Annotated in this window: 21 protein-coding genes; 15 read left to right on the plus strand and 6 right to left on the minus strand. The window is 71.5% G+C overall.

What is annotated here, in order from left to right; all coding sequences use genetic code 11:
• Nucleotides 1-52 precede the first annotated feature (52 nt).
• Nucleotides 53-1,423, plus strand: coding sequence for a sigma-54-dependent transcriptional regulator (locus BKK81_RS21805; RefSeq protein WP_071021984.1), 1,371 nt, complete (start codon nucleotides 53-55; stop codon nucleotides 1,421-1,423).
• Nucleotides 1,424-2,445: 1,022 nt separating this feature from the next.
• Here BKK81_RS21805 and BKK81_RS36095 read toward each other — a convergent pair.
• Nucleotides 2,446-2,604: a hypothetical protein gene (locus BKK81_RS36095; protein ID WP_167366692.1), complete on the minus strand. Its 159-nt coding sequence runs from the start codon at nucleotides 2,602-2,604 to the stop codon at nucleotides 2,446-2,448.
• 334 nt (nucleotides 2,605-2,938) lie between these two features.
• On the opposite strand from BKK81_RS36095, the gene BKK81_RS21810 reads away from it, so the two are divergent.
• Complete coding sequence (locus BKK81_RS21810; RefSeq protein ID WP_167366701.1) at nucleotides 2,939-3,913, plus strand: YihY/virulence factor BrkB family protein; 975 nt, start codon at nucleotides 2,939-2,941, stop codon at nucleotides 3,911-3,913.
• A gap of 131 nt (nucleotides 3,914-4,044) precedes the next feature.
• The gene (locus BKK81_RS21815; RefSeq protein ID WP_071017660.1) at nucleotides 4,045-5,619 is read left to right on the plus strand and encodes a peptide chain release factor 3; all 1,575 of its coding nucleotides are present in this window, start codon (nucleotides 4,045-4,047) and stop codon (nucleotides 5,617-5,619) included.
• 54 nt (nucleotides 5,620-5,673) lie between these two features.
• Here the strand turns inward: BKK81_RS21815 and BKK81_RS21820 are convergent, their stop codons facing one another.
• Complete coding sequence (locus BKK81_RS21820; RefSeq protein ID WP_083384332.1) at nucleotides 5,674-6,462, minus strand: sulfite exporter TauE/SafE family protein; 789 nt, start codon at nucleotides 6,460-6,462, stop codon at nucleotides 5,674-5,676.
• Nucleotides 6,463-6,728: 266 nt separating this feature from the next.
• Here BKK81_RS21820 and BKK81_RS21825 point away from each other — a divergent pair, with 266 nt between their 5' ends.
• From BKK81_RS21825 to BKK81_RS21840, 4 genes are all read left to right on the plus strand, one after another.
• The gene (locus BKK81_RS21825; RefSeq protein ID WP_071017662.1) at nucleotides 6,729-7,649 is read left to right on the plus strand and encodes a LysR family transcriptional regulator; all 921 of its coding nucleotides are present in this window, start codon (nucleotides 6,729-6,731) and stop codon (nucleotides 7,647-7,649) included.
• Between the two features lie 278 nt (nucleotides 7,650-7,927).
• Nucleotides 7,928-9,181, plus strand: a complete 1,254-nt coding sequence (locus BKK81_RS21830; protein WP_071017664.1) for an MFS transporter — start codon at nucleotides 7,928-7,930, stop codon at nucleotides 9,179-9,181.
• A gap of 538 nt (nucleotides 9,182-9,719) precedes the next feature.
• A complete protein-coding gene (locus tag BKK81_RS21835; RefSeq protein ID WP_071017665.1) occupies nucleotides 9,720-10,610 on the plus strand; it encodes a mechanosensitive ion channel family protein in 891 nt (296 codons plus the stop codon).
• A gap of 172 nt (nucleotides 10,611-10,782) precedes the next feature.
• Complete coding sequence (locus tag BKK81_RS21840) at nucleotides 10,783-11,859, plus strand: porin (RefSeq protein WP_197524034.1); 1,077 nt, start codon at nucleotides 10,783-10,785, stop codon at nucleotides 11,857-11,859.
• A 49-nt stretch (nucleotides 11,860-11,908) separates the two neighbouring features.
• On the opposite strand, the gene edd is transcribed toward BKK81_RS21840, so the two are convergent.
• The 3 genes from edd to BKK81_RS21855 form a co-directional block, all read right to left on the minus strand.
• Nucleotides 11,909-13,735, minus strand: coding sequence for a phosphogluconate dehydratase (gene edd / locus BKK81_RS21845; RefSeq protein ID WP_071017667.1), 1,827 nt, complete (start codon nucleotides 13,733-13,735; stop codon nucleotides 11,909-11,911).
• A 208-nt stretch (nucleotides 13,736-13,943) separates the two neighbouring features.
• Nucleotides 13,944-15,506, minus strand: coding sequence for a class I adenylate-forming enzyme family protein (locus tag BKK81_RS21850; protein ID WP_071017669.1), 1,563 nt, complete (start codon nucleotides 15,504-15,506; stop codon nucleotides 13,944-13,946).
• 93 nt (nucleotides 15,507-15,599) lie between these two features.
• Complete coding sequence (locus BKK81_RS21855) at nucleotides 15,600-16,397, minus strand: crotonase/enoyl-CoA hydratase family protein (RefSeq protein WP_071017671.1); 798 nt, start codon at nucleotides 16,395-16,397, stop codon at nucleotides 15,600-15,602.
• A gap of 287 nt (nucleotides 16,398-16,684) precedes the next feature.
• Here BKK81_RS21855 and BKK81_RS21860 point away from each other — a divergent pair, with 287 nt between their 5' ends.
• The 6 genes from BKK81_RS21860 to BKK81_RS21885 all read left to right on the plus strand — a co-directional run bounded on the left by BKK81_RS21860 (nucleotide 16,685) and on the right by BKK81_RS21885 (nucleotide 23,063).
• Nucleotides 16,685-17,500, plus strand: coding sequence for a PaaX family transcriptional regulator (locus tag BKK81_RS21860; RefSeq protein WP_071017673.1), 816 nt, complete (start codon nucleotides 16,685-16,687; stop codon nucleotides 17,498-17,500).
• Nucleotides 17,501-17,673: 173 nt separating this feature from the next.
• On the plus strand, nucleotides 17,674-19,122 hold the full coding sequence (gene zwf / locus BKK81_RS21865; protein WP_071017674.1) for a glucose-6-phosphate dehydrogenase: 1,449 nt from the start codon (nucleotides 17,674-17,676) through the stop codon (nucleotides 19,120-19,122).
• Between the two features lie 101 nt (nucleotides 19,123-19,223).
• Nucleotides 19,224-19,904, plus strand: coding sequence for a 6-phosphogluconolactonase (gene pgl, locus BKK81_RS21870; RefSeq protein ID WP_071017676.1), 681 nt, complete (start codon nucleotides 19,224-19,226; stop codon nucleotides 19,902-19,904).
• Nucleotides 19,905-19,917: 13 nt separating this feature from the next.
• Nucleotides 19,918-20,931, plus strand: a complete 1,014-nt coding sequence (glk, locus tag BKK81_RS21875; protein WP_071017677.1) for a glucokinase — start codon at nucleotides 19,918-19,920, stop codon at nucleotides 20,929-20,931.
• 96 nt (nucleotides 20,932-21,027) lie between these two features.
• Entirely contained in the window at nucleotides 21,028-21,741 is a 714-nt protein-coding gene (locus tag BKK81_RS21880) for a response regulator transcription factor (RefSeq protein WP_071017679.1), read from the plus strand.
• Nucleotides 21,741-23,063: a sensor histidine kinase gene (locus BKK81_RS21885; RefSeq protein ID WP_071017680.1), complete on the plus strand. Its 1,323-nt coding sequence runs from the start codon at nucleotides 21,741-21,743 to the stop codon at nucleotides 23,061-23,063. Before BKK81_RS21880 ends, BKK81_RS21885 begins: the two co-directional genes overlap by 1 nt.
• Nucleotides 23,064-23,137: 74 nt before the next feature.
• Here the strand turns inward: BKK81_RS21885 and BKK81_RS21890 are convergent, their stop codons facing one another.
• Complete coding sequence (locus BKK81_RS21890) at nucleotides 23,138-24,073, minus strand: 2-hydroxyacid dehydrogenase (protein ID WP_071017682.1); 936 nt, start codon at nucleotides 24,071-24,073, stop codon at nucleotides 23,138-23,140.
• Between the two features lie 213 nt (nucleotides 24,074-24,286).
• On the opposite strand from BKK81_RS21890, the gene BKK81_RS21895 reads away from it, so the two are divergent.
• Together BKK81_RS21895 and BKK81_RS21900 are read left to right on the plus strand one after the other, a co-directional pair.
• On the plus strand, nucleotides 24,287-25,039 hold the full coding sequence (locus tag BKK81_RS21895; RefSeq protein WP_071017685.1) for an SDR family oxidoreductase: 753 nt from the start codon (nucleotides 24,287-24,289) through the stop codon (nucleotides 25,037-25,039).
• Between the two features lie 105 nt (nucleotides 25,040-25,144).
• Nucleotides 25,145-25,939, plus strand: a complete 795-nt coding sequence (locus BKK81_RS21900; RefSeq protein WP_071017687.1) for an SDR family NAD(P)-dependent oxidoreductase — start codon at nucleotides 25,145-25,147, stop codon at nucleotides 25,937-25,939.
• Nucleotides 25,940-26,401: the final 462 nt, after the last annotated feature.

Raw genomic sequence — 26,401 nt, forward strand, 5'->3', positions numbered from 1 at the left:
GCCGGCGGCGCGAGCCGGATCCCACAACAAGGCCAACATCCGGGAGAACGTCATGGAGCGGCTATGCAAGGCTGCGACACGCACCGCGCAGGTGCTGGTCGTGTCGCGCCATGAAGACTACAGTATCGAAGCTTCGCAGTTCGGCGCCGGCTGGGATATCCGCCACGTGCACCAGCTGCGCGAGCTCGAGCGCATCGTGCGCGCCAGCACGCCGATGGCCGGCGTGATCGACCTGGAGGCCGACTACAGCGATGCCGAGTACATGCTGCTCGAGCAGAGCCTGCAGCATCCGCAGGTCGCGTGGGTGGCCATCACCAACAGCCGCATGCTGGACGACGAGCGCGTGCGGCGCCTGATCCGCGACTATTGCATCGATTACGTGCGCACGCCGTTCTCGTTCGACAACCTGCTCTACACGCTCAAGCACGCGCATGGCATGGCGTGCCTGCACGGCGGGCAGGTCGGCGAGGCCGTCGGCCACGGCAAGATGATCGGCGACTGCGCGCCGATGCGGGCCATGTTCCGCTCGCTCGCCAAGGTCGCGCATAACGAAGCGCCCGTCTTCATCTCGGGCGAGTCGGGCACCGGCAAGGAGCTTGCGGCGCAGGCCATCCACGAAGCATCGAGCCGGCGCAAGGGACCGTTCGTCGCCATCAACTGCGGAGCCATCCCTTCCCATCTGGTGCAGTCCGAACTGTTCGGCTACGAGAAGGGTGCCTTCACCGGCGCGAACCAGCGCAAGATCGGCTGGATCGAGCAGGCCCAGGGCGGCACGCTTTTTCTCGACGAGATCGGCGACCTGCCGCTGGAAAGCCAGGTGGCGCTGTTGCGCTTCCTGCAGCAGGGCACCATCACGCGCCTGGGGGGGCACCAGTCGATTCCGCTCGACCTGCGCATCATCTCCGCCACGCACGTGGACCTGGTGGCCGCGCAGGCGGAGGGGCGCTTCCGCTCGGACCTGTTCCACCGGCTGTGCGTGCTGACGCTGGCGATTCCGCCGCTGCGCGAGCGCGGCGAGGATATCCTGCTGCTCGCCAACGCGGTGCTGGCCCAGCACGGGCAGGAGGCGCGGCGGCGCATCCGCGGTTTCTCGCCATGCGCCACCCAGGCCATGATGCAGTACGAGTGGCCGGGCAATGTACGCGAGCTGATCAATCGTGTGCGCCGCGCCATCGTCATGACCGACAACCGCAAGATCACGGCCGACGACCTGCAGCTGCACGGCAGCGCGGAAAACCCGCGGCGCACGCTCGACGCGATCCGCGAAGAAGCCGAGCGCGAAGCGATCCGCACCGTGATGGCGAGCCACGGCTTCCACGTGGTGCCCGCCGCGCGCGAACTCAACGTCTCGCGCGTCACGCTCTACCGGCTGATGCACAAGCACAATATCCGCGTCGAGAGCCTGCCGGTGACCGGCGAGTAGGTCCGCCTCGCTGCGCCGTGCCCGCCCGGCCACGCCATGGCCGGGCGGGCACGGCGCGACCAACGTCGCCGCCGCGCCGGCCATCCCGATCTCGCCGGTCGCCGTGCCGGACGCACATCCGCGGCCGCGCACCGGTGCGCGCGCAGCCAGCGCTCCACCTGCCCTCCGCACGGCGGCATTGCCGCGTCTTCCCGCCCGCGCCCCCGCCTGGCGGCTCGGCCGTCCCGATCAGGAGGCAGGCCGTCCGTCCGCCGCTGCAGAGCCGAAGGTGCATGGCCTGCCTCCCTGGTGCCGATAAAAAAGTGCCCGCCGGGGGACGGAGCACAAGCGGACGATGCCCGGTGCGGGTAAGTCCCGCGCTGCCGCCGGACTATCGCGGTGTCCTGCCGCGATAGGACGACAGCGGAAGAGGGTGGCTGGACGCCGGGCAACACATCTGTGCATTCCGCGCTGGCCAGCGCGGGGGGGAAGAATCCTGCAGCGGACGACGCATCACCGCGGGCGCGAAGCGCCCGAGGCGAAGCAAGCGCCTGCGCGCCGTCATGCATGCAGCCGGTTGACGCATGGCTCTGAACTCCCCCCGAAACGATGTTCTTCTCGGTCCTGGTCTGTCTTGGTCTTGATCGCGTGTCATGCCTGTTGGCTGACAGTCACAGGGAGAGCGACAAACATGCCAGAGCGCGCAAATGCTTGATTTGTGAAGGATTGACGGGCCGCCACCGACACATTCCGCGATGGCCGCGCCCGATCGGTTGCGGCCCTGCAACCGGGTTGGCGCCGCATGGTCGGCGCTGCCGGCAGCCCCGGGGGGGACGAGGCTACGCGGGAGGCGGCCCGCACGCCCGCGCCGGCAGGGGCGCCGTGCTTACCACCGGGCGGTGCAATGGTTGCGTTGCCGAAACAGCTGTTGCGGCCTGGGCGCTGCGGCCGGCGCTAGGCAAGGCGTGGGCGGTCCGCTCCGTGCGGTGGCCCGCCAGTGCTCGCAGAAACGGGTACGCGTACGCGTGCGTTCCGGCCGCGCTTCAGCGCGCCGGCGCCGGCTGGCTGGCGGCCGAATGCGGCTGGCCTGAGATGGGCTGTGGACCTGGACCAGGTTTGTCGCGCTCGCAGGCGCTGATGGCGAGCACGCACAGGGCCAGCGCAATGACGGCGGCCAGCCGTCCACGGGTCGAGCGGTTCATGAGGCGTCCTCCTCGCGAAATCGGGTGTCGCCTGCGGGGCGCGCAGTCTGGCAGCGCGTGCGCAGCGACACCCTCGTCGGTACTGTAGCAGCCCCACGGTCCGGCCCCCACGGTCCGGCGCATCCCCAGCCGGGCCCGTGCGGACCGCAAGCGAGGATCCGGAGCGTCCGCCGGCGTTTGGGCGCGGCGAGCGATGCGCGCTATCATGAACTTTCGTCGGGCCGGCTCCGCTCGCCCGCCCGTCATGCGCCCGCCCGGGCGGGACACGCTTCTTGGAGGGAGCCGCGACCATGCGCGCATCACCGACCGGCTGCCTGCGCGGCCGCCCATGCCGATGAGTACCGGGAACTGGCGGCGGCGCTTTGCGCAATGGCTGCCTAACCGCCTGACGCTGGCGCGCACCTTGGTGGTGCTGGGCGCTTCCGTGCGCGCCTGGCTCGCACACCGCGCCGCCAGCAAGGGCGCCGCGCTGTCGTTCTACATGCTGTTCTCGCTGGCGCCCATCCTGGTCCTGGTGATTTCCATCGCCGGCCTGTTCTTCGGCGCCGAGGCCGCGCGCGGCGAGATCTTCGCGCAACTGCGCGACCTCGTCGGCGAGCAGGGCGCGGCCGCCATCCAGCAGATCCTGGCCGCCACCCACCGCGCCGGCGGCAGTGGGGTAGCCACGGTGGTCGCCACCGGCATCCTGTTCGTCGGCGCGACCAGCGCCTTCGCCGAGCTCAAGGGCAGCCTCGACGAAATCTGGCAGGCGCCGGTCGACCACAGCGCGGGTTGGCTCAAGCTGCTGCGCGCCCGCCTGCTGTCCTTCAGCCTGGTGCTGGTGCTGGCCTTCATGCTGCTGGTCTCCCTGATCGTCAACGCAGCGCTGGCCGTGGTCGATCGCTTCTGGGGCGCGATCTGGACCGAGTCATGGTTCGCGCCGGTGGCCGAGGCGCTGTCGAGCGCCTTTTCGCTCGGTGTGGTGACGCTGCTGTTCGCGGTGATCTTCAAGATGCTGCCCAATGCGCGCGTGGCCTGGCGCGACGTGGCCATGGGCGCCGTCGTCACGGCGCTGCTGTTCGGCGTCGGCAAGCGCCTGATCGGGCTCTACCTGGGCAATAGCGCGGTGGCCTCTTCCTACGGCGCGGCCGGCTCGGTGGTGGCGCTGATGCTGTGGATCTACTACTCGGCCCAGATCTTCTTCTTCGGCGCCGAGCTGACCCACCAGTACGCGCTGCAATTCGGCAGCCTGCGCGCGGAGGCGGTGCGCGCTGGCCGGCGCGAGCCCGGCCAGGGACCGCAGCCGCCGACGGCGAACCCGGTAGAATAGCGGCCAATTCCCCGTGCGTGCCTCCGGTGCCACCGCCCGATCCATGCGCCGCCAGCGGCGCAAAGATCGCGCCGCGTGGCCGGGCGGCCGCATTCCGGGCCCGATTCCCCCCTTTCCTGCCAGTCGAATCCGTGAGTTCGCTCGTATCCGAAATTGCGCGCCGGCGCACCTTTGCCATCATTTCCCACCCCGATGCGGGTAAGACGACCCTGACCGAGAAGCTGCTGTGGTTCGGCGGCGCCATCCAGGTCGCCGGCGAAGTGCGGGCGCGCAAGGCGGACCGGCACGCCACCTCCGACTGGATGGAGCTGGAAAAGCAGCGCGGCATCTCGGTGACCTCGTCGGTGATGCAGTTCCCCTACCGCGAGAACATCGTCAACCTGCTCGACACGCCGGGCCACGAGGACTTCTCCGAAGATACCTACCGTACGCTGACCGCGGTCGACTCGGCGGTGATGGTGATCGACTCCGTCAACGGCGTGGAAGCGCAGACCATCAAGCTGCTCAACGTCTGCCGCCTGCGCGACACGCCGATCCTGACCTTCATCAACAAGCTGGACCGCGAGGGCCGCTCGCCGATCGAACTGCTCGACGAAATCGAGGACGTGCTGCAGATCCAGTGCGCGCCGATGACCTGGCCGATCGGCATGGGCAAGGCCTTCCGCGGCGTGTACCACCTGATCGACGACAAGGTGCAACTGTTCGACCCGCACGGCGACAAGGGCACCGCCGCCATCGTCGACGGGCTCGACAATCCCGAGCTGGACCGCATCCTCGGCAGCCAGGCGGATGAGTTGAGGGTGGAGATCGAACTGGTGCGCGGCGCCTCGCACACCTTCGACAAGGACGCCTTCCTGGCCGGCAAGCAGACTCCGGTCTATTTCGGCTCGGCCATCAACAACTTCGGCGTGCAGTCGCTGCTCGACGCGCTGTGCGAACTGTCGCCGCCGCCGCTGGCGCGCAAGACCGAGACGCGCGAGGTCGGGCCGCAGGAGCCGAAGTTCACCGGTTTCGTGTTCAAGATCCAGGCCAATATGGACCCGCGCCACCGCGACCGTATCGCCTTCGTGCGCGTCTGCTCGGGCCGCTTCGAACGTGGCATGAAGCTGCTGCACGTGGCCGCCGGCAAGACCGTGGCCATCAACAACGCGATCACCTTCATGGCGCAGGATCGCAACACCACCGAGGAGGCCTACGCCGGCGACATCATCGGCGTGCCCAACCACGGCACCATCCGCCTGGGCGATGTCTTCACCGAGGGCGAGGGGCTGAAGTTCACCGGCATCCCCTCGTTCGCGCCGGAATTCTTCCGCCGCGCGCGCCTGAACAACCCGCTCAAGGTCAAGCAGCTGCAGAAGGGCCTGCAGCAGCTCGCCGAGGAAGGTGCCACGCAGCTGTTCCGCCCGCTCGGCTCGAACGACCTGGTACTGGGCGCGGTCGGCATCCTGCAGTTCGACGTGGTGGCGCACCGGCTCGAGCACGAGTACGGCGTCGACGCCATCTTCGAGAGCTATGATTGCGCCACCGCGCGCTGGATCCACGGTGACGCGGCCGAGCTCGACAAGCTGATCGACAAGGCCGGCCACAACGTCGCCCTCGACGGTGCCGGCGACCATGTCTACCTGGCGCCCAGCATGGTCAACCTGCGGCTGACGCAGGAGCGCTTCCCCAACCTGAAGTTCCTGGAAACGCGCGAGATCGTCTGATCCCGTCCCGCCGCGCGGCCGTCCGGCCGCACGGCCCCCGCTCCGTCCTATGCCTCATGCGAGGCGCAGCAGCCAGCGTGCCAGCAGCGCCACGCCGGAGGCCAGCACCACCAGGTTGACCATGCGCAGGAACTGTTCGCGCGACAGGCCCAGCGTGATGCGCCGGCCCGCCCACAATCCCAGCATCATGGCCGGCGCCAGGGCCAAGGCCAGCTTGAGCAGGGCAGCGCCGGCGTAGACCCCGGCGGCCAGGAACAGCAGCAGGCGCGTCAGGGTGCTGGCACCGATCAGCGTCGACTGCGTGACGCGCATCGCGTCCTTGCCCAGGCGTCCGGACAGGTAGATGGCATAGAGGAAGCCGCCACTGCCGAACATCGCCGAGCACACGCCTCCGAACAAGCCGAAGGGCAGCGCCGCGCGCGGCGTGAAGCGCGCCGCCGGGCGCTTGCCGGCCAACGACCACAGCGCATAGCCGCTCACGAACAGGCCCAGCAGCGGCGGCAGCAGGTCGGCGCGCAGCTTGAGCAACAGCGCGGCGCCGGCCAGGCTGCCCGCCAGCAGCCACGGCAGCACGCGCCGCAACTCGGCGCGGTCGGCGTTGCGGCCATCGCGCAGCAGGTTCAGCGCGGAGGCGCTGCAGTCCATCAGTGCCAGCAGCGGCACGATCTGCGCCACCGGCATCAGGCAGGCCAGCACGGGCGAGGCGACCAGCGCCGTGCCGAAGCCGGCCATGCCGAAGATGACGTAGGCGCAGGCGATGGCCGCGCACATGGCGAAGAACTCGGCGGGCGCCAGGCCCGGCAGCAGCAGGCCGGGCAGATCGAGAAGCGGTGAGGTTTCCATGCGGGATCGAGGAGGTGACTGGCCGGCGGCGGCGGCCGGCGGGATCGGCGACGGCGGTCCGCGCCTCGGACCGCCTCTGCAGGCAGGGTAAGGCGGCCGGGGGACGCCGGCCAATATCAAATCGGGCAGCGATCGATCGCAAAGCGGCATGGCAGCGCATGCCGCCGCCATGGCAAACTGCCGTGCGTACCCGCGTACCCGCGTACCCGCGTACCAGAGTACCCGCCCCGCAGGCCATCCTTTCCGCTCCCCTGGTTCCGTTCCCGATGCACCCCACCCTGAAGCAATTGCGCTATTTCGTCGAGATCGTCGACGCCGGCAGCTACAGCCTGGCGGCCGAGCGCCTGTTCATCGCGCAGCCGGCGCTGAGCCGGCAGGTCAAGGAGATGGAGGCGACGCTGCAGGTGGCCCTGCTCGAGCGCAAGCCGCGCCACGTCGAACCGACGCCGGCGGGCCGCGCCTTCTATGCCTCGGCGCGCCGCATCCTCGATGCGCTGGGCGAGGCCTCGGCGCAGGCGCGCCAGGTCGAGCGCGGCGAGCAGGGGACGGTGCGGTTGCTGCATTCGAGCTCGGTGCCGCTCACGCCGGCCTGCACGGCGCTGCTGCGCGCCTGCCAGGCCGACCATCCGGGTTTGCGCTTCGACGTCTCGCAGGCCTCGAGCGAGCAGCAGGCGATCGAGATCGAGGAGGGCCGCGCCGACCTGGGGCTGGCGCGCGAGCCGGTGCTGCGGCGCTATCCGGAGGTCGAGGTCGACCCGCTCTATGTGGAGCGGCTGGAGCTGGCGGTGGCCGCCTCGCATGCGCTGGCCGGCGCGTCCGGCATCGGGCTGGCCGCGCTGCGCGAGGAGGCCTTCGTCTCGCTGCCGCACCCCGACCGCGGCGGACTGAGCCACCGGGTCGCCCAATGCTGCCTGGAGGCCGGCTTCTATCCGCGCGCCGCTGCCGCAGTCTCGCGCAAGCTGGCGCAGCTGGCGCTGGTGGAGGCCGGCTTCGGCGTGGCGCTGGTACCGGCCTCGCTGCGCCGCTTGGCACCGCCCGGGGTCGCTTTCGTGCCGCTGTCGGATCCCGGTTGCGAGACCCGCGTGGTGCTGCTGTCCCGGCGCGATTCCGGCCCCGCCGCGGCGGCGCTGGCACGGCGGCTGCGGCAAGGACTGGGGCCTTCGGCCGCCGCCGCAGTGCGGGGATAGGGCTGCGGGCGATCTATGTGATCTTAAGGGCGCATATCGGTGCCGTTGCCATCGGATGAAGGTCTTTCCCGGGATGGCATTTTTCACATTGTGCCAATGTATCAACTTTGATTCATGGAAGCCGATGCATGCGCCTGCATGCATCGGCGCGCTCGGCTAGAATCGCTGCTTCCGGGCCCGTCAAGACCCTGCGGCGAGTCGGCCGCAAGGCTTCGACGATGGGGCCCCGGCGTGCCGGCGGCCTTTGCCGCCGCGCTTCCCGAGCCACTCCACCACCCATGTCGACCTCCGCTCCCTTGCCGACCGCCGATGCGGACAGCGTGTTCCGCGACCCCGCCTTCCGCCGTTTCTGGCTTGCCCGTTTCAGTACCACCATCGCCTACCAGATCTTCACCGTCGCGGTGGGCTGGCAGATGTACGACCTGACCCGCGATGCCTTCATGCTCGGCATGGTGGGGCTGGTGCAGTTCCTGCCGTCGGTGGTGCTGCTGCTGATGTCGGGCCACGTGGCCGACCGCTTCGACCGCCGCCGCATCGTGCGCGCCTGCCAGGTGCTGGAGGCGCTGGTGGCTTGCGCGATGGCGGTGGCCAGCCTGTCGGGCTGGGTGGCGCGCGAGCACATCTTCGTCTTCGTCGCGCTGATCGGCGCGCTGCGCGCCTTCGAGACGCCGACGCTGCAGGCCACCCTGCCCAGCGTGGTGTCGCCGCGCCAGTTGCCGCGCGCTGTCGCGCTGTCGAGTTCGGCCGCGCAGTCGGCCATCATCATCGGCCCCGCCGTGGGCGGCTTCGCCTATGTGGCCGGCCCGGGCGTGGTCTATGCGATCAGCGCCGTGCTGTTCTGCATGGCGGCGGTGCTGGTGTCCGGCCTCACGCTGCGCCAGGCGGCGCCGCGTATCACCACGCCGGTCAGCCTGCAGACATTGTTCGCCGGCATCGCCTACATCCGCAGCCGTCCGGTGCTGCTGGGCGCCATCTCGCTCGACCTGTTCGCCGTGCTGCTGGGCGGTGCCACGGCGCTGCTGCCGATCTACGCGCGCGACATCCTGCACACCGGCCCGTGGGGCCTCGGCCTGCTGCGCTCCTCGCCCGCCATCGGCGCGCTGGCAATGGCGCTCTGGCTGGCGCGCCATCCGCTGCAGCGCCGCGTGGGCCGCATCATGTTCGGCGCGGTCGCCCTGTTCGGCGCGGCCACCATGGTTTTCGGCCTGTCGCACTGGCTGCCGCTGTCGATGGCGGCGCTGGTGGTGCTGGGCGCCTCGGACATGATCAGCGTGGTGGTGCGCTCCACGCTGGTCCAGCTCGATACGCCGGACGAGATGCGCGGGCGCGTCGGCGCCGTCAACTCGGTCTTCATCGGCGCGTCCAACCAGCTCGGCGAATTCGAGTCCGGCGTGACTGCGGCCCTGCTGGGCCCGGTCGGCGCCGTCCTGCTGGGCGGTCTCGGCACCCTGCTGGTGGTGGTGCTGTGGGTGCGCCTGTTCCCGACGCTGGCCGGCCGCGACGCGCTGCACGAGCGGCCCGCGGTCGCCTGACACCGGGCGGGCGGCCGCGGGGCCGGCCGCCGCGCTCTCCCCCTCCTTCCGCTCCCTTTCCCCTCTTCCTCTCCGCTGCCTTCGGTGGCGATCCATCCGGCCGATCGCCTCTCCGAGCCCGCACGCGTGCCCGGAGCGTACCCATTTCTGCGTAGGCCTGGCGCGTGCTCCCGGGCCTGGCCGCCGCCCTCCCTGGCCCGGCCGGAGCCTGCCCAGCGGCCTTTCCGATGGTCTCTCCACAAAAAAAGCCGATCGGGTGCCAGCCCTTGCTCCTTCAGGGCTGGCGCGGGTTCTCGCCGCGCCGCACCGGTGCCGTGATGAAACCAAAGCCGCCGCCTGTTGTCCTGAACATATGTCAAAGACGGTCAACCTGGCTTGATCGTCTGGCATTTCCGCATACTCCCGCCGGCCGCCGCCAAGGCCGGGCCCGCAGCGCAGCCGCCATGCGGCAACGCAGAAACGGGTACGGGGCGCGTGGGCGGACCACCGCGCCGCCGCCCTTCCTTCCCACCCTCTTTCCCGCCAGGAGCCGACTCCCATGAACCTGAACATCATCGAAGCCGACAAACTGCAGGCCGCCTGGACCTACCTGCTGCAGTCCGCCGTGCAGCAGGGGCTGAACCTGCTGGCCGCCTTGCTGATCCTGATCGTGGGCTGGTGGCTGTCGGCCCGTGCCGCCGGCGCCGTGCGGCGCATCTTCGAGCGTTCCGGCATCGACGTGACGCTGCGTCCGATGCTGGCCAGCGCCACCCAGTGGATCGTGCGCGTGCTGACGCTGGTGCTGGTGCTGTCGCAGTTCGGCGTGCAGACCGCCAGCATCATCGCCATGCTGGGCGCGGCCGGGCTGGCCATCGGCCTGGCGCTGCAGGGCACGCTGCAGAACATCGCCGCCGGCATCATGCTGGTGTTGCTGCGGCCCTTCCGCGTGGGCCAGTACATCGACGCCCAGGGCGTGGCCGGCACCGTGCGCGAGACCGGCCTGTTCATGACCGAACTGACCACCGCGGACGGCGTCTGCCTGCGCGTGCCCAACGGCAAGCTGTGGGGCAGCGCCATCACCAACTACAGCGAGAACCCCACCCGCCGTCTCGACATCGAGGCCACGGTGGCCTTCGGCAGCGACCTGCAGGCCGCGCTGGCGGCGCTGCGCGCCATGCTGGCGGCCGAGCCGCGCCTGCTGGCCGAGCCGCGCGCCGAGGCCATGGTGATCAACTACGCACCGCAGGGCATCACGCTCAACGTGCGCTGCTGGACCGCCAGTGCCGACTACTGGGGCGTGCGCTTCGACTTCTACGGGCGCATCGAGGCGACGCTGGCGGCGGCCGGTTACCCGCTCGCGCTGCCGCTGCAGGAGCTGCGGATGCCGGCCGGGGCCGGGCCGCTTGCCGGCGCCGCCGACCCGGGGGCTGGCACGCCTGCGCCACGCTGAGCATGGCGCGGTCGCGGCCAGGCCTGTGCCGGCCGGCCGGGACCGCGACGCGGCACCCGCGTACTCTCCCTTCTGCTCCACCTGCCCGGGCAGGTTCCGAGGGCGCGCTGCACCCCCTTCCTTCATTTCCCGCTTTCCCCTCCCTCGACGATTTGCGAAAGGACTGCTGAATTTGCCTGCATCACGCCATCCACGCCCTCCACGCTTTTCACGCCATCGATATTCACCACGCCGGCTCATCCGCCGCTGCCTGCCGGCCCTGCTGGCCCTCGCCGGCGCAGCCCACGCCCAATCCGGCCTGACCCTCTATGGTTTCGTCGACGCCGGCCTGTTCAAGACCGGCCCCGGCAGCGAGGCCCGGCTCGGCACCATCCAGCGCAGCTACGTCGGCCTGCGCGGCCAGGAAGCCCTCGGCCAGGGCTGGGCCGCCACGTTCCACCTGATGACCCGCTTCGATGCCGGCAATGGAAGCCTGGAGGCCAGCGGCGCCACGCCGTTCTTCCAGGGCGAGTCCACGGTCGGCCTCAAGAGCCCCTATGGCGATGTCCGCCTGGGCCGCGCGCTGACCCCGATGTGGCAGTACGACTGGAACTACGACAACTGGTCCAACTTCAACCGCGTGGCATCCGTGGCCTGGTACGTATTCCATCCGTCCTACCGCAGCGATCCCTACCGCAACGGTCCGGCCGGCGAGTATTCGCGCTTGAACAACGGCGTCTTCTACGATTCGCCGACCTGGGGCGGGCTGCATTTCCACGCCGCGCTGGGCGTGGAGCGCTCGGCCGTGCCGGATGCGTACGGCCAGGTGGACCAGGCGCGGCCGCTGGCGGCATCCCTCAACTATGACGCGGGACCCTGGTCGGCCATGGTCGCCGCCGAGCGCAACGCGGCCGCCGACAACACATGGTTCGCCGGCCTGGCCTACCTGCGCGGCGCCTTCAAGCTGATGGCCTCGTACAGCCAGACACGGCTCGGCGCGGCCAGCCAGCGCTTCCTGGGCGAGGCCGGCGCGCACCGCAGCGCGGCCACGCTGGGTGCGGACTGGCGCCTCGGCGCGACCACGCTGAAAGTGTCCGCCGCGCGCGATTTCCAGGGCTACGGCCAGGCGGGTGCCACCGACTATGTGTCGGCCGGCTTCGACTATGCGCTGTCCAGGCGCACCACGCTGTACGGTGCCGCCATGACCCGCCACAGCCGCCACGCTCCCAGCGCCACGCTGTATGGCGCGGGCATGAGCCACAGCTTCTGACCGTTCCCGGCCGCCGCGCCATCCGCGCCATCCGTGCTCTCCAGCGTCCTCAGTCTTCCGCCGAGAACAGCGTGCAGGCACCGGTCTCCGCGCTGCTGACCTGGCGCCGGAAGGTGGCGAAGAGGTCGCGCCCGACGCCATGGCGGTTGGCCTCCAGGTCGGGGCGGCGCAGCTCGCGCGCCGCCCACTCGTCGGGCGGCACCTTCACCGTGAGCGTGCCGGCCGGCGCATCGACGCGCACGATGTCGCCGTCGCGTACCTTGCCGATGTCGCCGCCGGAGATCGCCTCGGGGCAGACATGGATGGCGGCTGGCACCTTGCCGGACGCGCCCGACATGCGGCCGTCGGTCACCATGGCGACGCGGAAGCCGCGTTCCTGCAGCAGGGTCAGCGTCGGCGTCAGCTTGTGCAGTTCGGGCATGCCGCAGGCGGCCGGTCCCTGCCAGGGCAGCACGGCGACGAAATCGCGCTCCAGCTCGCCGCGCTTGAACGCTGCCAGCAGGTCGTCCTGGCGCGCGAAGACGATCGCCGGCGCCTCCACCACCTGGTGCTCGGGTTTGACGGCCGAGGTCTTGATGACGGCCCGGCCCAGTTCGCCGACCAGCACCTTGATGCCGCCGTCGGGCGCGAAGGGCGCGTCGGCGCCGCGCACGATGCTGTCGTCCAGCGTTGCCTCGGGGCCGTCGATCCAGGTCAGCGCGCCGTCGCGCAGCACCGGCTCGCGCGTGTAGTCCACCAGGCCCCGGCCTGCCACCGTGGTGACGTCGTCGTGCAGCAACCCCAGCGCCAGCAGGGCGCGGATCACCACCGGCAGGCCGCCGGCGGCCTGGAACTGGTTCACGTCGGCCTTGCCGTTGGGGTAGACGCGTGCCAGCAGCGGCACCGCCGCCGACAGCTCGTGGAAATCGTCCCAGCTCAGCAGGATGCCGGCCACGTGCGCCATCGCCACCAGGTGCAGCGTATGGTTGGTGGAGCCGCCGGTGGCCAGCAGCCCGACCATGCCGTTGACGAAGGCACGCTCGTCGAGCACGTCGGCGATGGGCGTATAGCGCGGCCCGCCGTGCACCAGCCGCAGCGCCTGGCGCGCCGACTCGCGCGTGAGCGCCTCGCGCAGCGGCGTGCCGGGATTGACGAAGGCGGTGCCGGGCAGGTGCAGGCCCATCATCTCCATCAGCATCTGGTTCGAGTTGGCGGTGCCGTAGAAGGTGCAGGTGCCGGGGCCGTGGTAGGAGTGCATCTCGGCCTCCAGCAGTTCGGCGCGGCCGATCTTGCCTTCGGCATACAACTGGCGCGTGCGCGCCTTCTCCTCGTTGCCCATGCCGGTGGTCATCGGTCCGCCCGGCACGAACACCGTAGGCAGGTGGCCGAAGGACAGCGCACCCATCACCAGTCCCGGCACGATCTTGTCGCACACGCCCAGGCACAGCACACCGTCGAACATCTGGTGCGACAGCGCCACCGCGGTGGCCAGCGCGATCACGTCGCGCGAGAACAGCGACAGGTCCATGCCCTCCTGGCCCTGCGTCACGCCATCGCACATGGCCGGCGTGCCGCCGGCGAACTGCGCGGTGCCGCCCGACTCCAGCGCGGCTTCCTTGAGCCATTGCGGAAAGGCCGCGAGCGGCTGGTGGGCCGACAGCATGTCGTTGTAGGCAGAGACGATGGCGAGATTGGGCCGCTCCTCGGCCTTGAGGCGGAACTTGGCCTGGTCGGGCATCGCCGCCATGGCGTGGGCGAGATTGGTACACGAAAGATGCGAGCGCTCCACCTTGCGGCCGGCCATGGCGCGCGTGCGCGCCAGGTAGGCCTGCCGGGTGGCGGCGCTGCGGGCCACGATGCGGGACGTGACCCGTTCGAGGACGGGGTGGCGCGGCATGGGCTTCTCCTGCGGGGGGAGGTTCCAGACTAGCGCACTTTGTCGGCGGTTGCAGCGGCGCCGCGCCGTTGCTGCAGCGTTGCGTGGCCGAGGGGCGGCGGAACTTCGATCCCGCCTGAGCGGGTCCCTGAGCGGGTCCCTGAGCGAGCAGGGCGAGCGGCGCGATGCCCGCGACCCGCCGCTCAGGTACTCGGGCGGCTCAGGCGGCTCAGGCGCCGCTGTCGCGCAGGCGCTCGCGCACCGCGCGGCGGTTGAGCTTGCCGACCGCGGTCTTGGGGATGTCGGCGACGAAGCGCACCGCGCGCGGCTTCTTGTAGGCGGCCAGTTGCGCCGCCACGTGCTCGACCAGCGCCGCCGCCAGCGCTTCCTGCCCTTCCCTGCCCATGCGCTGCGCGTCCGGCGCGGCATGCAGCACCACCACGGCGGTGACGGCCTCCACCCATTTGTCGTCGGGGAGGCCGATCACCGCGCATTCGCGTACCGCCGGGTGGCTCAGCAGCGCGTTCTCGACCTCGCTCGGATAGACGTTGTAGCCGCCGCTGATGATCATGTCCGAGGTACGGTCCTTCAGGTAGAGGAAGCCGTCCGCGTCGAACACGCCCACGTCGCGCGTGCGTACCCACCCATCGGGCAGGAAAGTCTGCGCGGTCAGCTCGGGCGCGTTGTGGTAGCCGGCCACGCTCGAGGGCGCGCGCACGGCGATCTCGCCCGGCTCGCCCGGCGGCACCGGATGGCCGGCCTCGTCGACCAGGCGCAGCTCCACCTCCAGCGCGACCTGGCCGCAGGCGCCGAGGCGCTCGCCCTGGTGGTCTTCGGGGCGCAGCACGGCCAGGCACAGCGGCACCTCGGTCTGGCCGTAGTACTGCCAGAAGCGGTGCCGGCCCCAGACTGCCATGGCGCGCTCGATCACCGCGCGCGGCATCGGCGAAGCGCCATAGATGACGTAGCGCAGCGCATCGACCCGGGTGGACGCGAGGGCCGGCGCATCCAGCAGCATCTGCAGCATGGTCGGCACCAGGTTGATGGCGGTGACGCCCTCGCGCTCCAGCGCCGCCAGGAAGGCGGCGGGTTCGAAGCCCGGCAGCACCACGGTCTTGCCGCCGCGCAGCCAGAAGGGCAGCACGAAGACGCCGCTGGCGTGGATCAGCGAGGCCGCGTGCAGCATCACGTCGTCGGGCGTGGCCGGCAGCAGGTTGAGCAGCACGTTGCGGCAGATCGCGGCGTAGGAGCGTTGCGTGTGGCGCGCGGCCTTGAGCACGCCGGTGGTGCCCGAGGTGAACAGCGTGAGGATCACGTCGTCCTCGTGCACCGCGACCTGCGGGTCGGTAGCGGGCCGGGCGCGGGCATCGGCAGCCAGGTCGATGGCGCCGGGCAGGCTCGCGTCGAGCCCGAGGCAGACCAGTCCGGGGCGCGCCGCGCGCAGCGCGGCGGCGCGTTCGGCCAGGTCGGCGCCGAATACCAGCAGCCGGCAGTCGGTTTCCTCCAGCATGCGCGCGTGCTCGGCGAGCGACAGGCGGGCATTCAGGGGCACGCGGTTGATGCTTGCCTTCACGCAGGCGAAGTCCAGCGGCACGCTGTAGAGGCCGTTGTTGACCAGCAGCGCGACCCGCTCGCCGCGGCCGGCGCCGGCCGCGATCAGGGCGTGGGCCAGGCGCGCGCTCAGCGCATCGACCTCGGTGAAGCTGAGGCGGTGCTCGCCGTGGACGAGGGCCGTGCGCGCGCCATGCTGGGCGGCGCCGCGGCGGATCAGTTCGAGGGTAGTGACGGACATGGTCGGGATTCGCAGTCCTTGCAGGGGGGGACGGGGTTCGCAGAAATGGGTACGCCCGTGGCCCGGGAGGGGGAAAGCGGGGCGGGCGCGCCGTCAGCCGGCCGGACCGGGGCGGTCGGCCTGGCCGTGGCGCCCGGCGCCGTCGACGAAGCGCCGGGCGCCGTCGATACCCTCGGCGAACACGATCGGCGCCCCGGCCGCGCCCTCGGCGTGCAGCGCCGCCTCCAGCGGCAGGCCCCACTGCGTGTACGCCGAGGCGCGGTCGGCCAGCATGCAACGCTGCGGGAAGGCGGCGATCTCGTGCGCCAGCGCCTCGGCGGCGGCGCGCGCCTGCCCCGGCGCGACCAGCCGGTTGGCCAGCCCCATCGCGAGCGCCTCCTCGGCGGCGACGGGCCGCCCGGTGAGGATCATGTCGAGCGCGCGGCCCATGCCGACGACGCGTGGCAGGCGCACCGTGCCGCCGTCGATCAATGGCACGCCCCAGCGCCGGCAGAACACGCCGAAGACAGCGTCGCGCTCGGCCACGCGCAGGTCGGCCAGCAGGGCCAGCTCGAGGCCGCCGGCCACGGCGTAGCCGCTCACCGCGGCGATCAGCGGCTTGGACAGCGCCAGCCGCGTCGGCCCCATCGGGCCGCTGCCGCCGCCGGCCGGGTCCAGTTCATGGCGGCGCGCGGGGTCGCCCACCGCGCTCAGGTCGGCGCCGGCGCAGAAGTGGCCTCCGGCGCCCCACAGCACCGCCACGCGCAGCGCGGGGTCGGCCTCGAAGGCTTCGAACGCTTCGCGCAGCGCGGCCGCCATGGCGCCGTCGACCGCGTTGCGCTTGCCGGCGCGGTCCAGGATGATGGTGCAGACCGGACCATCCGTCTCGGTCCTGACATAGGGATCGGGCATCGTCTCCTTCCTGATTCTTGATGATTCTCGATGATTCTTGACGTGATCCGTGCCGTTCTTTTCGAGGTCCGCCCTACGGCCGTGACATGGGATCGCGCTGCCATAAATATTACATGAAATGGGCATTTTCATATTTTAAGGAAATATTCATCGTTTACCCGCCCCCCGGCCTGCCCCCCGATGCCGGCGCTATGTCGCGGCGATGCCGGCGGCCGTGCGGCACATGTCACAATCCGGCCTGCGACCCCGCATTCCCTCCGACACATCGACCGATCGACCGAACCACCATGGCCGCCAAGGCTGGTATCAAAATCGAAGCACCGTCCGCCACCGACCTGGTGCTCGACCTGCTGTTCACCCATCCGCGCCAGGCGCTGACCGTGCAGGCGCTGGCGCGCGCCGCCGAAGTGATGGACATCGCCACGCCCGCCGTGCGCGTGGCCCTGACGCGCCTGCAGCGCCAGGGCCGCGTGGCCAAGACCGGCCGCGGCAGCTATGCGGTGCGCCTCGAAGGCAACCCGGCCCACCACGAAGTGCAGTACTGGTTCGACAAGGAGAGCCGCCTGCGCGACTGGAAAGGCGACTGGCTGGTGGTGCATGACGCCGCCGTGGCGCGCAGCGCCAAGACGCTGTGGCGGCACCACCAGCGCGCGCTGGAGTTGTACGGCTTCCGCATGCTCGACACCGCGCTGTGGGTGAGGCCTGACAATCTCGACGGCGGCGCGCCGACGATGGAGGCGGCCTTGCGCCGCCTCGGCCTGGCCCGGGAAGCGCTGGTCTTCAGCGCACGGCAGTTCGACCCTGCCAGCGCGCAGCGCATGACCGGCCTGTGGAACGTGCCGGGCATCCTGGCCGGCTACCGCCATGCGCACGCCTTGCTGGCGCGCAGCACGGCGCGGCTGGCGCGCCTGTCGCCGGCGGCGGCCGCGCGCGAGACCCTGCTGGTCGGGCGCGCGGTGATCCGCGCCATCGTGCGCGATCCCCTGCTGCCGGAGGCCATCCAGCCCGGCGCCGAGCGCCACGCCCTGATCGACGCCACGCGCGCCTACCAGGCCGGCGCGCTGGCGATCTGGGAGACGCTGCTGCAATCCGAGGCGGACTGAGCCCGGCGCCGGACCCGGCGAAGTGCCGCAGCCGCCGCGCTCGCCAAGCGCAGGCGACTCACGTAAACTGGCTGGAACTTATGCGGCGCAGACTCGCACTCAGTTCTATGTCCGCGTGTTCTATGCCGCGTGCGTCGCACGGGATCGTGCAAGACAAGGAGTCCAGGGTGAGCATGCCCGATTTCGACATGGTGCTGTTCGGCGGCACCGGAGACCTGGCGCGGCGCAAGCTGCTGCCGGCCCTGTTCGATGCCCACTGCGCGGGGCTGCTGCATCCTGCTGCGCGCATCCTCGCCACCGGCAGCCGCGCGTCGACCACCGAGGCCTACCTCGCGGCGCTGGAAGAAAGCGTGCGCCCGGGCCTGGAGCACGCGCCGCCGGACGCCTGGGCCGCCTTCCTGGCGCGCATCGACTACGTGCAGGTCGACGCCGACGAGCCGGCCCATTTCGACGTGCTGGCGCGCCGCGTGCTGCAGCGGGCGCCGGAAGTGGTGGTGTGCTACCTGGCGACCGCGCCCCAGCTGTTCGCGCCGATCTGCGCGCAGCTCGGCCGCACCGGCCTGAACCACCCGGGTGTGCGCGTGGTGCTGGAAAAGCCGCTGGGCCATGACCTTGAATCTTCCGAGGCCATCAATGCGGAGGTCGCGCGCGACTTCGCCGAGGACCAGATCTACCGCATCGATCACTATCTGGGCAAGGAGTCGGTGCAGAACCTGATGGCGATCCGCTTCGGCAACGCCCTGTTCGAGCCGCTGTGGCGGCGCGAGTGGATACAGGACGTGCAGATCACCATTGCCGAGGAACTGGGCGTGGAGACGCGCGGCGACTTCTACGACCGCATCGGCGCGCTGCGCGACATGGTGCAGAACCACCTGCTGCAGCTGCTGTGCATGGTGACGATGGAGCCGCCCGCGAGCCTGTCCGAGGACGCCATCCGCGACGAGAAGATCAAGATCCTGAAGGCGCTCAAGCCGATCACGCCGCAGGAGGTGGCGGAGAAGACGGTGCGCGGGCAGTACCGGGCCGGGGCCGTCGGCGGCCGGCCGGTGCCGGGCTACCTGGACGAGCGCGGCATCGCGCCGGACAGCCGCACCGAGACCTTCGTCGCCATCAAGGCCGAAATCGCCAACTGGCGCTGGGCCGGCGTGCCGTTCTACCTGCGCACCGGCAAGCGCATGCAGGCGCGCGTGGCCGAGATCGTGATCCACTTCCGCGACGTGCCCCATGCGATCTTCCCGCGCCCGCTGGGCCTGTCGCCGCAGAACCGGCTGGTGATCCGGCTGCAGCCGGAGGAGAGCATCCGGCTGTACTTCCTCGTCAAGCAGCCCGGCGATACCGTGACGCTGACCCAGACCTCGCTCGACCTCGACCTCGCCAACTCCTTCAAGGCGCGCCGCGCCGGCGCCTACGAGCGCCTGCTGCTGGACGTCATCCGCGGCCGCCTGGGACTGTTCGTGCGGCGCGACGAGCAGGTGCAGGCCTGGCGCTGGGTCGAGCCGATCCTGGAGACCTGGCGCGACAGCCTGGTGCCGCCCAAGCCCTACACGGCCGGCACCTGGGGACCGGCCTCGTCGTCGGCGCTGCTGTCGCGCGACGGCGCGCTGTGGCACGAAGAGGTGTAGCGGGTGCGGCGGGTGTGCTGCGCGCCCCGGCGCGCAGCGATGCGCCGCCGCCCGGAGGCAGACCGGAAGGCGTGAGGACAGGACGAAAGGAGGAATCATCGATGCGGTGCTTCGAACATGCATCGGCGGCCGACCAGGCGGAGTCCCTGGCGATCTCCGTGGGCAATGCGCTGGAGCTGGTCATCGGCGTCAAGGGCTGGGCGGTGCTGGCGGTGTCGGGCGGACGCTCGCCGGTGGCGATGTTCGAGCGTCTGCGCCATCGGCACGTGCGCTGGGAATCCGTCACGGTCACGCTGGTCGACGAGCGCGCGGTGCCGCCAGGCCATGCCGACAGCAACGGCACGCTGGTGCGCCAGCACCTGCTGCGCGAGGATGCCGGGCGCGCCCATTTCGAGCCGCTGGTGGCCGACGCGGCGGATGCCGCCGATCCCGCCGCCGCCGTGGCCCGCCTGAACGCGGCCTACCGCCAGCCGGACGTGGTGGTGCTGGGCATGGGCGAGGACGGCCACACGGCCTCGCTGTTCGCCGACGCGCCGGAACTGCAGGCCGGGCTGAGCGAGCCGCGGCCCGGCTTCCTCGTCACCCATCCGGTGCAGGCGCCGCACGCGCGCATCACGCTGAACCTGGCTGCCTTGCTGGCTGCCGAGCGCATCTTCCTGGCGGTCTCCGGCCCGGCCAAGGCGGCCGTGCTGGCGCGCGCGCGCCAGCAGGCCACGCCGGCGCTGCCGGTCAGCCTGGTGCTGGCCCGGCGCCGCCCCGGCCTCGATGTCTTCCAAGCCTGAGCCGGGCGGCGCCATGACGACCACCGCCACCTCTGCCGCCACCTCTGCCGCCGACTTCCCGCGCCTGCTGGCCGACGTCGGCGGCACCAATGTGCGCTTCGTGCTGGAAAGCGCGCCGCGCCGCTTCGGCCCGGTCAGCGCCTACCGGGTGGCGGACTTCCCCTCGCTGGAAGCCGCCATCCGCCGCTTCCTCGCCAGCGACGCCGGCGGTGCGGCGCCGCGCCATGCCGCCGTGGGCCTGGCCAATCCGATCACCGGCGACCAGGTCAAGCTGACCAACCACAACTGGGCCTTCTCGATCGAAGGCATGCGGCGCTCGCTGGGCCTGGACATCCTGCTGGCGCTCAACGATTTCACCGCGCTGGCGCTGGCGCTGCCGCACCTGCCCAAGCAGGGCCTGGCCGAGCTGCGCGCCGGCGCGGCGCAACTCGGCGCGCCCTGCGCCCTGGTCGGGCCCGGCACCGGCCTGGGCGTCTCGGGGCTGGTGCCCGGCCATGCCGGCGCGCCGCCGGTGGCGCTGGCCGGCGAAGGCGGCCATATCGGCCTGACGCCGGAGACCGACGACGAATGGGTGGCATGGCGCGCAGCGCAGCGCGCCTTCGGCCACGTCTCGGCCGAGCGCCTGCTGTCCGGCAGCGGGCTGTCGCGCATCCATGCCGCGCTGGCCGCAGAAACGGGTACGCTCCTGCTGGCGCCGCTGTCGCCGGCCCAGGTCACCGCCGGCGCCCTGCAGCGCGGCGACCCGCTGTGCCAGCGCAGCTTCCGTGTCTTCTGCGGGCTGCTCGGCTCGGTGGCCGCCGATATCGCGCTGGTGCTGGGCGCGCGCGGCGGCGTCTATCTCGGCGGGGGCATCGTGCCGCGCTTCGTCGATGCGCTGCGGGTCTCGCCCCTGTGCGAGCGCTTCGACGGCAAGGGGCGCATGCGCGACTACCTGTCGGGGCTGCCGATCCATGTCATCACGGCGGAATATCCCGCCTTGTGGGGGCTGTCGGCGGCGCTGGCGCAGGCGCTGCAGGACGGGGGCTGAGGCAGGCGCGCGTGCGGCCGTCGTGCCGCGCTCCCCGTTTTTCCCCGCTCCCCTTGCTTTTCTTGTTTTCTTGATCAGGATTTCTCGCACAAGACCATGCGTGTACTGTTGGTGGAAGACGATGCCATGATCGGCGACAGCGTCAAGCTGGCGCTGCGCCAGGAGGGCTTCACGGTCGACTGGGTGCAGGACGGCGAGGCCGGCCTGGTCGCCGCAGGCGGCCAGGGCGAGGCGGGCTGCTACGACATCGTGCTGCTCGATCTCGGCCTGCCGCGCCGTTCCGGGCTGGAGGTGCTGCGCACGCTGCGCGCGCGCGGCGTGCGCACGCCGGTCCTGATCCTGACCGCGCGCGACGCCGTCGCCGACCGCGTCGCCGGGCTCAACGCCGGGGCCGACGACTACCTGGTCAAGCCCTTCGACCTGCAGGAGCTGGCCGCGCGCATGCACGCGCTGGCCCGCCGCGCCGAAGGCCGCGCCGAGCCGCTGCTGCGCCATGGCGACATCGTGCTGAACCCGGTCACGCGCGAGGTGACGCTGGCCGGCGAGGCGGTGCACCTGTCGGCGCGCGAGTTCGCGCTGCTGGCCGCGCTGCTGGCGCGGCCCGGCAAGGTGTGGTCGGTGCCGCAGCTGCAGGAGCGCCTGTACGGCTGGGACGACGAGGTCGGCAGCAATACCGTGGAAGTCTATGTCCACGCCCTGCGCAAGAAACTCGGCGCGGCGCTGATCCGCAACATCCGCGGCGTCGGCTACGTGGTGCCGCGCCTGGAAGACGGCGACGGTGTGGCGGGCAAGGCAGAGGCGGCCCCCTGATGCGCTCGATCCAGCAAACCCTGCTGTGGTGGCTGGCCGCCGGCCTGCTGGCGGGCATCGCCATTGCCACCGTGCTGATCTACGGACAGGCGCGGCAGGAAGCCAATGCCCTGTTCGACTACCAGATGAAGCAGGTGGCGGCGGCCCTGCCCAGCCAGTTCAGCGACCCGGTCGCGCCGCCGCTGACGGCCGGTCCCACGGTGGGGCTGCTGCATGGCGACGAGGACGTGGTGATCCATATCTGGGACGGCTCGGGCCGCAGCCTCTACCTGTCGCACGCCCATCCGGCGCTGCCGCCGCAGGCCGAGCTGGGTTTCTCCGACGTCAGGACCGACCAGGGCGAATGGCGCATCTACAGCGTGCAGCTCGGGCCGGCCGTGGTGCAGATCGCGCAGCCGATGAGCGCGCGCCGCACGCTGGCCGCGCGCATGGCCCTGCGCACGGTGGCGCCGCTGCTGCTGCTGCTGCCGTTGCTGGGCTGGCTGGTGTGGCTGGCGGTGGGCCGCGGCCTGCGGCCGCTGCGCGAGATCGCCGAGGAAGTGGGCGCGCGCGATGCCGCCACGCTGGCGCCGCTGGCCACGCGCGCCATGCCGGCCGAGGTGGCGCCGCTGAGCGAGGCGCTGAACCAGCTGCTGGCGCGGCTGGCGCAGGCGATCGACACCCAGCGTGCCTTCGTGGCGGATGCCGCCCATGCCCTGCGCACGCCGCTGGCGGCGCTGCAGCTGCAGGCCCAGCTGGTCGAGCGCGCCGACGGCGCCGAGGCCCGCCAGGAGGCGGTGGCGCGGCTGCGCCAGGGACTGGAGCGGCTGACCCACCTGGTCAACCAGTTGCTGACGCTGGCGCGCCAGGAGCCCGGCGCGACGCCGCCGCCGCATGAAGCGGTGGACCTGCGCGCGCTGGCCGGCACGGTGGTGGCCGACCTGACCCAGGCCGCCATCGACCGCGACATCGACCTGGGCCTGGACGCGGACCCGGGCGAGCTCACCGTCAAGGGCGATGCCGATGCCCTGCGCATCCTGCTGACCAACCTCGTCGACAACGCCCTGCGCTACATCCCGCGCGGCGGCCGCGTCGACGTGCACCTGCGCCGGGCCGAGGCGGGCGGCGCGGAGCTGGCGGTGTCGGACAACGGGCCCGGCATCCCGGCGGACGAGCGCGCGCGCGTGTTCGACCGCTTCTACCGGCTGGCCGACGCACCCACCGGCGGCAGCGGGCTGGGCCTGGCCATCGTCGCCGAGATCGCGCAGGCGCACGGTGCCCGGGTGGCGCTGGAGGACGCGGCGCCGGGCCTGCGCGTGCGCATCGTGTTCCCGCCGGCCTGAGGTGGACCCGAAGTGGCCTTGAGTGGCCTTGAGTGGCCTGGACCTGCCCTGGAAGCGCCTTTGAGATTGCCCGCTCAGGGAATGGGCGTCAGCAGCGGCTCGCCCGCGGCGTGCCGCGCGGCATTGGCCAGGAACTGGTTGAAGGAGGCATCGATCGCTTCCGGCGACCAGCCCGCTATGTGCGGCGTCAGCACCACGTTGGGGCAATCGAGCAGCGGCGCCGGCGGCGCCGGCTCGCTCTCATAGACGTCCAGGCCGGCACCGCCGAGCTCGCCCGCGCGCAGCGCCGCGGCCAGCGCCTCGGTATCGACCACGCTGCCGCGCGCGATATTGACCAGGTAGCCGGTGGGGCCGAGCGCGCGCATCACCGCGGCGTCGATCAGGTGGCGCGTGCCGGCGCCGCCGGGCGTGGCCACCACCAGGTAGTCGGCCCAGTCGGCCAGCGCCGCCAGGCTGTCGAAATAGCGGAAGGGGGCGTCGGCGCGCGGCTGGCGGTTGTGGTAGCCGACCTCGAGGTCGAAACCCTGGCCGCGCTGGGCGATGCGCCGGCCGATGGTGCCGAGGCCGAGGATGCCCAGGCGCTTGCCCGAGAAGTTGGGCTGCAGCGGCAGGTCGTTGCGCCACACCCCGGCCCGGGTGGCGCGGTCGAGTGCCGGCACCGCGCGCACCACGGCCAGCAGCAGGGCCATGGCATGGTCGGCCACGCAGGCATCGTTGGTGCCGGCGCCGTTGAACACAGCGATGCCGCGCGCGCGGGCATGGGCCACCGCCAGGTTCTCGTAGCCGGCGCCCAGCGCGCCCAGCAGTTCCAGCGCCGGCATGGCGTCGATCTCGTCCGCGCGCAGCCCGGTCGAGCCGTTGGTGAGGACCGCGCGGATGCGCGCGCCTTCGGCTGCCACGCAGGCCGCGCGGCGGACCGCATCGGGGGCGTAGTGGACGGTGAAGGCGGTGCCGAGCTGTTCGAGATGCTTGGGCGAGACGTGGATCAGCAGGAGGAGGTCGGGTTTCATGGCGTGGCGGCTGGGGAGAGAGCCGGACCCGGCGGCGGGCCGGGCCGGATCGAGGCATTCTAGCCGCACTGCACAAAAGCCGCCCGTGCCCGCCGATTATCAAATCCTGGACAACAATGCTTCCAATGCCGGATAGATGATGCGGGCGCGCCCGCTGTCCATAATCGACAGCGATGCCGGCGCTGGTGCCGGCCCCAGCAAGGAGTCCTTCCCATGTTTCCCGATTTCGATGCGGCGCGTGTCCTGGTGGTCGGCGGCAGTTCCGGCATCGGCCTGGCCGCGGCCCGGGCCTTCGCCGCGCGCGGTGCCCAGGTGACCATCGCCTCGCGCCACCAGGCCAGGCTCGATGCGGCGCTGGCGTCGCTATCGTCGCTGGGGGCGGCCGATGCCGGTGCCGGCGCCGGCGCGCGCGTCGCCGGCCAGGTGCTCGACGTCACCGACGACGCAGCCGTGGCCGCCTTCTTCGCCCAGGCCGAGCCCTGGGACCATGTCGTCATCTCCGCCGCCCAGACCGCGACCGGGCCGGTGCGCCAGCTGCCACTGGCCGATGCCTACGCCGCGCTCGACAGCAAGTTCTGGGGCGCCTACCGCGTGGCGCGCGCGGTGCCGATCCGCGCGCGCGGATCGCTCACGCTGGTGTCGGGCTACCTCGGCATCCGCCCGAGCAAGGCCTCGGTGCTGCAGGGCGCGATCAACGCGGCGCTGGATGCGCTCGGGCGCGGGCTGGCGCTGGAGCTGTCGCCGGTGCGCGTCAACACGGTCTCGCCCGGCCTGATCGCCACACCGCTGTGGGACAAGCTCGATCCGGCCGCGCGCCAGGCCATGTACGACGGCGCCGCCGCGCGGCTGCCGGCGCAATGCCTGGGGCAGCCGGAAGACGTCGCCAATGCCATCCTGTACCTGGCCGGCACCCCCTATGTGACAGGCTCCACCGTGCTGGTCGACGGCGGCGGGGCGATCGCCTGAGGACAGGCGCGCGGCGGGCGGCATCGCGCTGCCGGGCGCGCGCCTGTTTCCGTTTTTTCCAGTGGTAGTGAATGCGTGCTCGCGCACGCCAACCGGAGACTCTCCATGCAGATCGATCTCAGCGGCAAGACCGCGCTCGTCACCGCCTCCACGGCCGGCATCGGCCTGGCCATCGCCAAGGGCCTCGCCGCCACCGGCGCCGAAGTCGTGCTCAACGGCCGCCACCAGGACAGCCTGCAGGCCGCGCTGGAGGCGGTGCGCGCCGCCGTCCCGGGCGCCAAGGTGCGCGGCGTCGCGGCCGACGTCGGCGATGCGGCCGGTTGTGCCGCGCTGGTGGCCGCCGTGCCCGCGGTCGACATCCTCGTCAACAACGCCGGCATCTACGGTCCCAAGGACTTCTTCGCGCTCGAGGACGCCGACTGGAGCCGCTACTTCGAGCTCAACGTGATGTCGGGCGTGCGGCTCGCGCGGGCCTACGTGCCGGGCATGGAGGCCCGCGACTGGGGGCGCGTGGTCTTCATCTCCTCGGAGTCGGGGCTGAACATCCCCGAGGACATGATCCACTACGGCTTCAGCAAGACCGCCCAGCTCGCCATCTCGCGCGGGCTGGCCAAGCGGCTGCGCGGCACCGGCGTGACTGTCAACGCCGTGCTGCCGGGACCGACGCTGTCCGAGGGCGTGGCCGCCATGCTGCAGGAGGCGGCCGCCAGCCAGGGCGTGAGCGTGGAGCAAGCCGCCGCCGCCTTCGTCAAGGCCAAGCGGCCCAGCTCCATCCTGCAGCGTGCCGCCACCGTGGAGGAGGTGGCGAACATGGTGGTCTATGCCTGCTCGCTGCAGGCCTCGGCGACCACCGGCGCGGCGTTGCGGGTCGATGGCGGGGTGGTGGACACCATCGCTTGAGGCGCGCTGCCGGGCGCCGGCGCCGGGTGGGGGCGCATACGCAGAAACGGGTACGCAGATGTGGATGCGGACCTGGATGCGGACCTGGATGCGCGGACGGGGGTACGCAGAAATGGGTACGCCCGGGCCCGGAGCGATCCCGACCGGTGACGCTCACCCGGGCCCGCAGGACCGGCGGCGGCAGGCAGCCGCCCAGGCTCCCGCACGCCTGTCACCGATGGGTCCGGACACTGGCAGCAGATGCCGCCGGGCCTGAATCGCGGGGTTTGGGCCGGATCGCGGGCCGGAAAAAGGGAAGACGGCGGGCGGCAGGGGCGGCCGTGCCGTACAGGCGTGGCGCACGGGCGGGTTGGGTGATCCGGCCCCACCATGCCGCTCGCAGGCGCCTTGCGGCAGCCTCGCAGAAATGGGTACGCTTTGCGGGGCGGGGCCTGCGGGGCCCGCGACGGCGGACCCAATCTC

This window comes from Cupriavidus sp. USMAHM13 (genome assembly GCF_001854285.1).
GTDB classification, from domain to species: Bacteria; Pseudomonadota; Gammaproteobacteria; order Burkholderiales; family Burkholderiaceae; genus Cupriavidus; species Cupriavidus malaysiensis.

Excerpts from the sequence above, each read along its gene's own strand:
- BKK81_RS21805 (WP_071021984.1), top strand. The coding sequence starts at position 53 with ATGGAGCGGCTATGCAAGGCTGCGACACGCACCGCGCAGGTGCTGGTC.
- BKK81_RS36095 (WP_167366692.1), bottom strand. The coding sequence starts at position 2,604 with ATGAACCGCTCGACCCGTGGACGGCTGGCCGCCGTCATTGCGCTGGCC.
- BKK81_RS21810 (WP_167366701.1), top strand. The coding sequence starts at position 2,939 with ATGAGTACCGGGAACTGGCGGCGGCGCTTTGCGCAATGGCTGCCTAAC.
- BKK81_RS21820 (WP_083384332.1), bottom strand. The coding sequence starts at position 6,462 with ATGGAAACCTCACCGCTTCTCGATCTGCCCGGCCTGCTGCTGCCGGGC.
- BKK81_RS21825 (WP_071017662.1), top strand. The coding sequence starts at position 6,729 with ATGCACCCCACCCTGAAGCAATTGCGCTATTTCGTCGAGATCGTCGAC.
- BKK81_RS21830 (WP_071017664.1), top strand. The coding sequence starts at position 7,928 with ATGTCGACCTCCGCTCCCTTGCCGACCGCCGATGCGGACAGCGTGTTC.
- BKK81_RS21835 (WP_071017665.1), top strand. The coding sequence starts at position 9,720 with ATGAACCTGAACATCATCGAAGCCGACAAACTGCAGGCCGCCTGGACC.
- edd (WP_071017667.1), bottom strand. The coding sequence starts at position 13,735 with ATGCCGCGCCACCCCGTCCTCGAACGGGTCACGTCCCGCATCGTGGCC.
- BKK81_RS21850 (WP_071017669.1), bottom strand. The coding sequence starts at position 15,506 with ATGTCCGTCACTACCCTCGAACTGATCCGCCGCGGCGCCGCCCAGCAT.
- BKK81_RS21855 (WP_071017671.1), bottom strand. The coding sequence starts at position 16,397 with ATGCCCGATCCCTATGTCAGGACCGAGACGGATGGTCCGGTCTGCACC.
- BKK81_RS21860 (WP_071017673.1), top strand. The coding sequence starts at position 16,685 with ATGGCCGCCAAGGCTGGTATCAAAATCGAAGCACCGTCCGCCACCGAC.
- zwf (WP_071017674.1), top strand. The coding sequence starts at position 17,674 with ATGCCCGATTTCGACATGGTGCTGTTCGGCGGCACCGGAGACCTGGCG.
- pgl (WP_071017676.1), top strand. The coding sequence starts at position 19,224 with ATGCGGTGCTTCGAACATGCATCGGCGGCCGACCAGGCGGAGTCCCTG.
- glk (WP_071017677.1), top strand. The coding sequence starts at position 19,918 with ATGACGACCACCGCCACCTCTGCCGCCACCTCTGCCGCCGACTTCCCG.
- BKK81_RS21880 (WP_071017679.1), top strand. The coding sequence starts at position 21,028 with ATGCGTGTACTGTTGGTGGAAGACGATGCCATGATCGGCGACAGCGTC.
- BKK81_RS21885 (WP_071017680.1), top strand. The coding sequence starts at position 21,741 with ATGCGCTCGATCCAGCAAACCCTGCTGTGGTGGCTGGCCGCCGGCCTG.
- BKK81_RS21890 (WP_071017682.1), bottom strand. The coding sequence starts at position 24,073 with ATGAAACCCGACCTCCTCCTGCTGATCCACGTCTCGCCCAAGCATCTC.
- BKK81_RS21895 (WP_071017685.1), top strand. The coding sequence starts at position 24,287 with ATGTTTCCCGATTTCGATGCGGCGCGTGTCCTGGTGGTCGGCGGCAGT.
- BKK81_RS21900 (WP_071017687.1), top strand. The coding sequence starts at position 25,145 with ATGCAGATCGATCTCAGCGGCAAGACCGCGCTCGTCACCGCCTCCACG.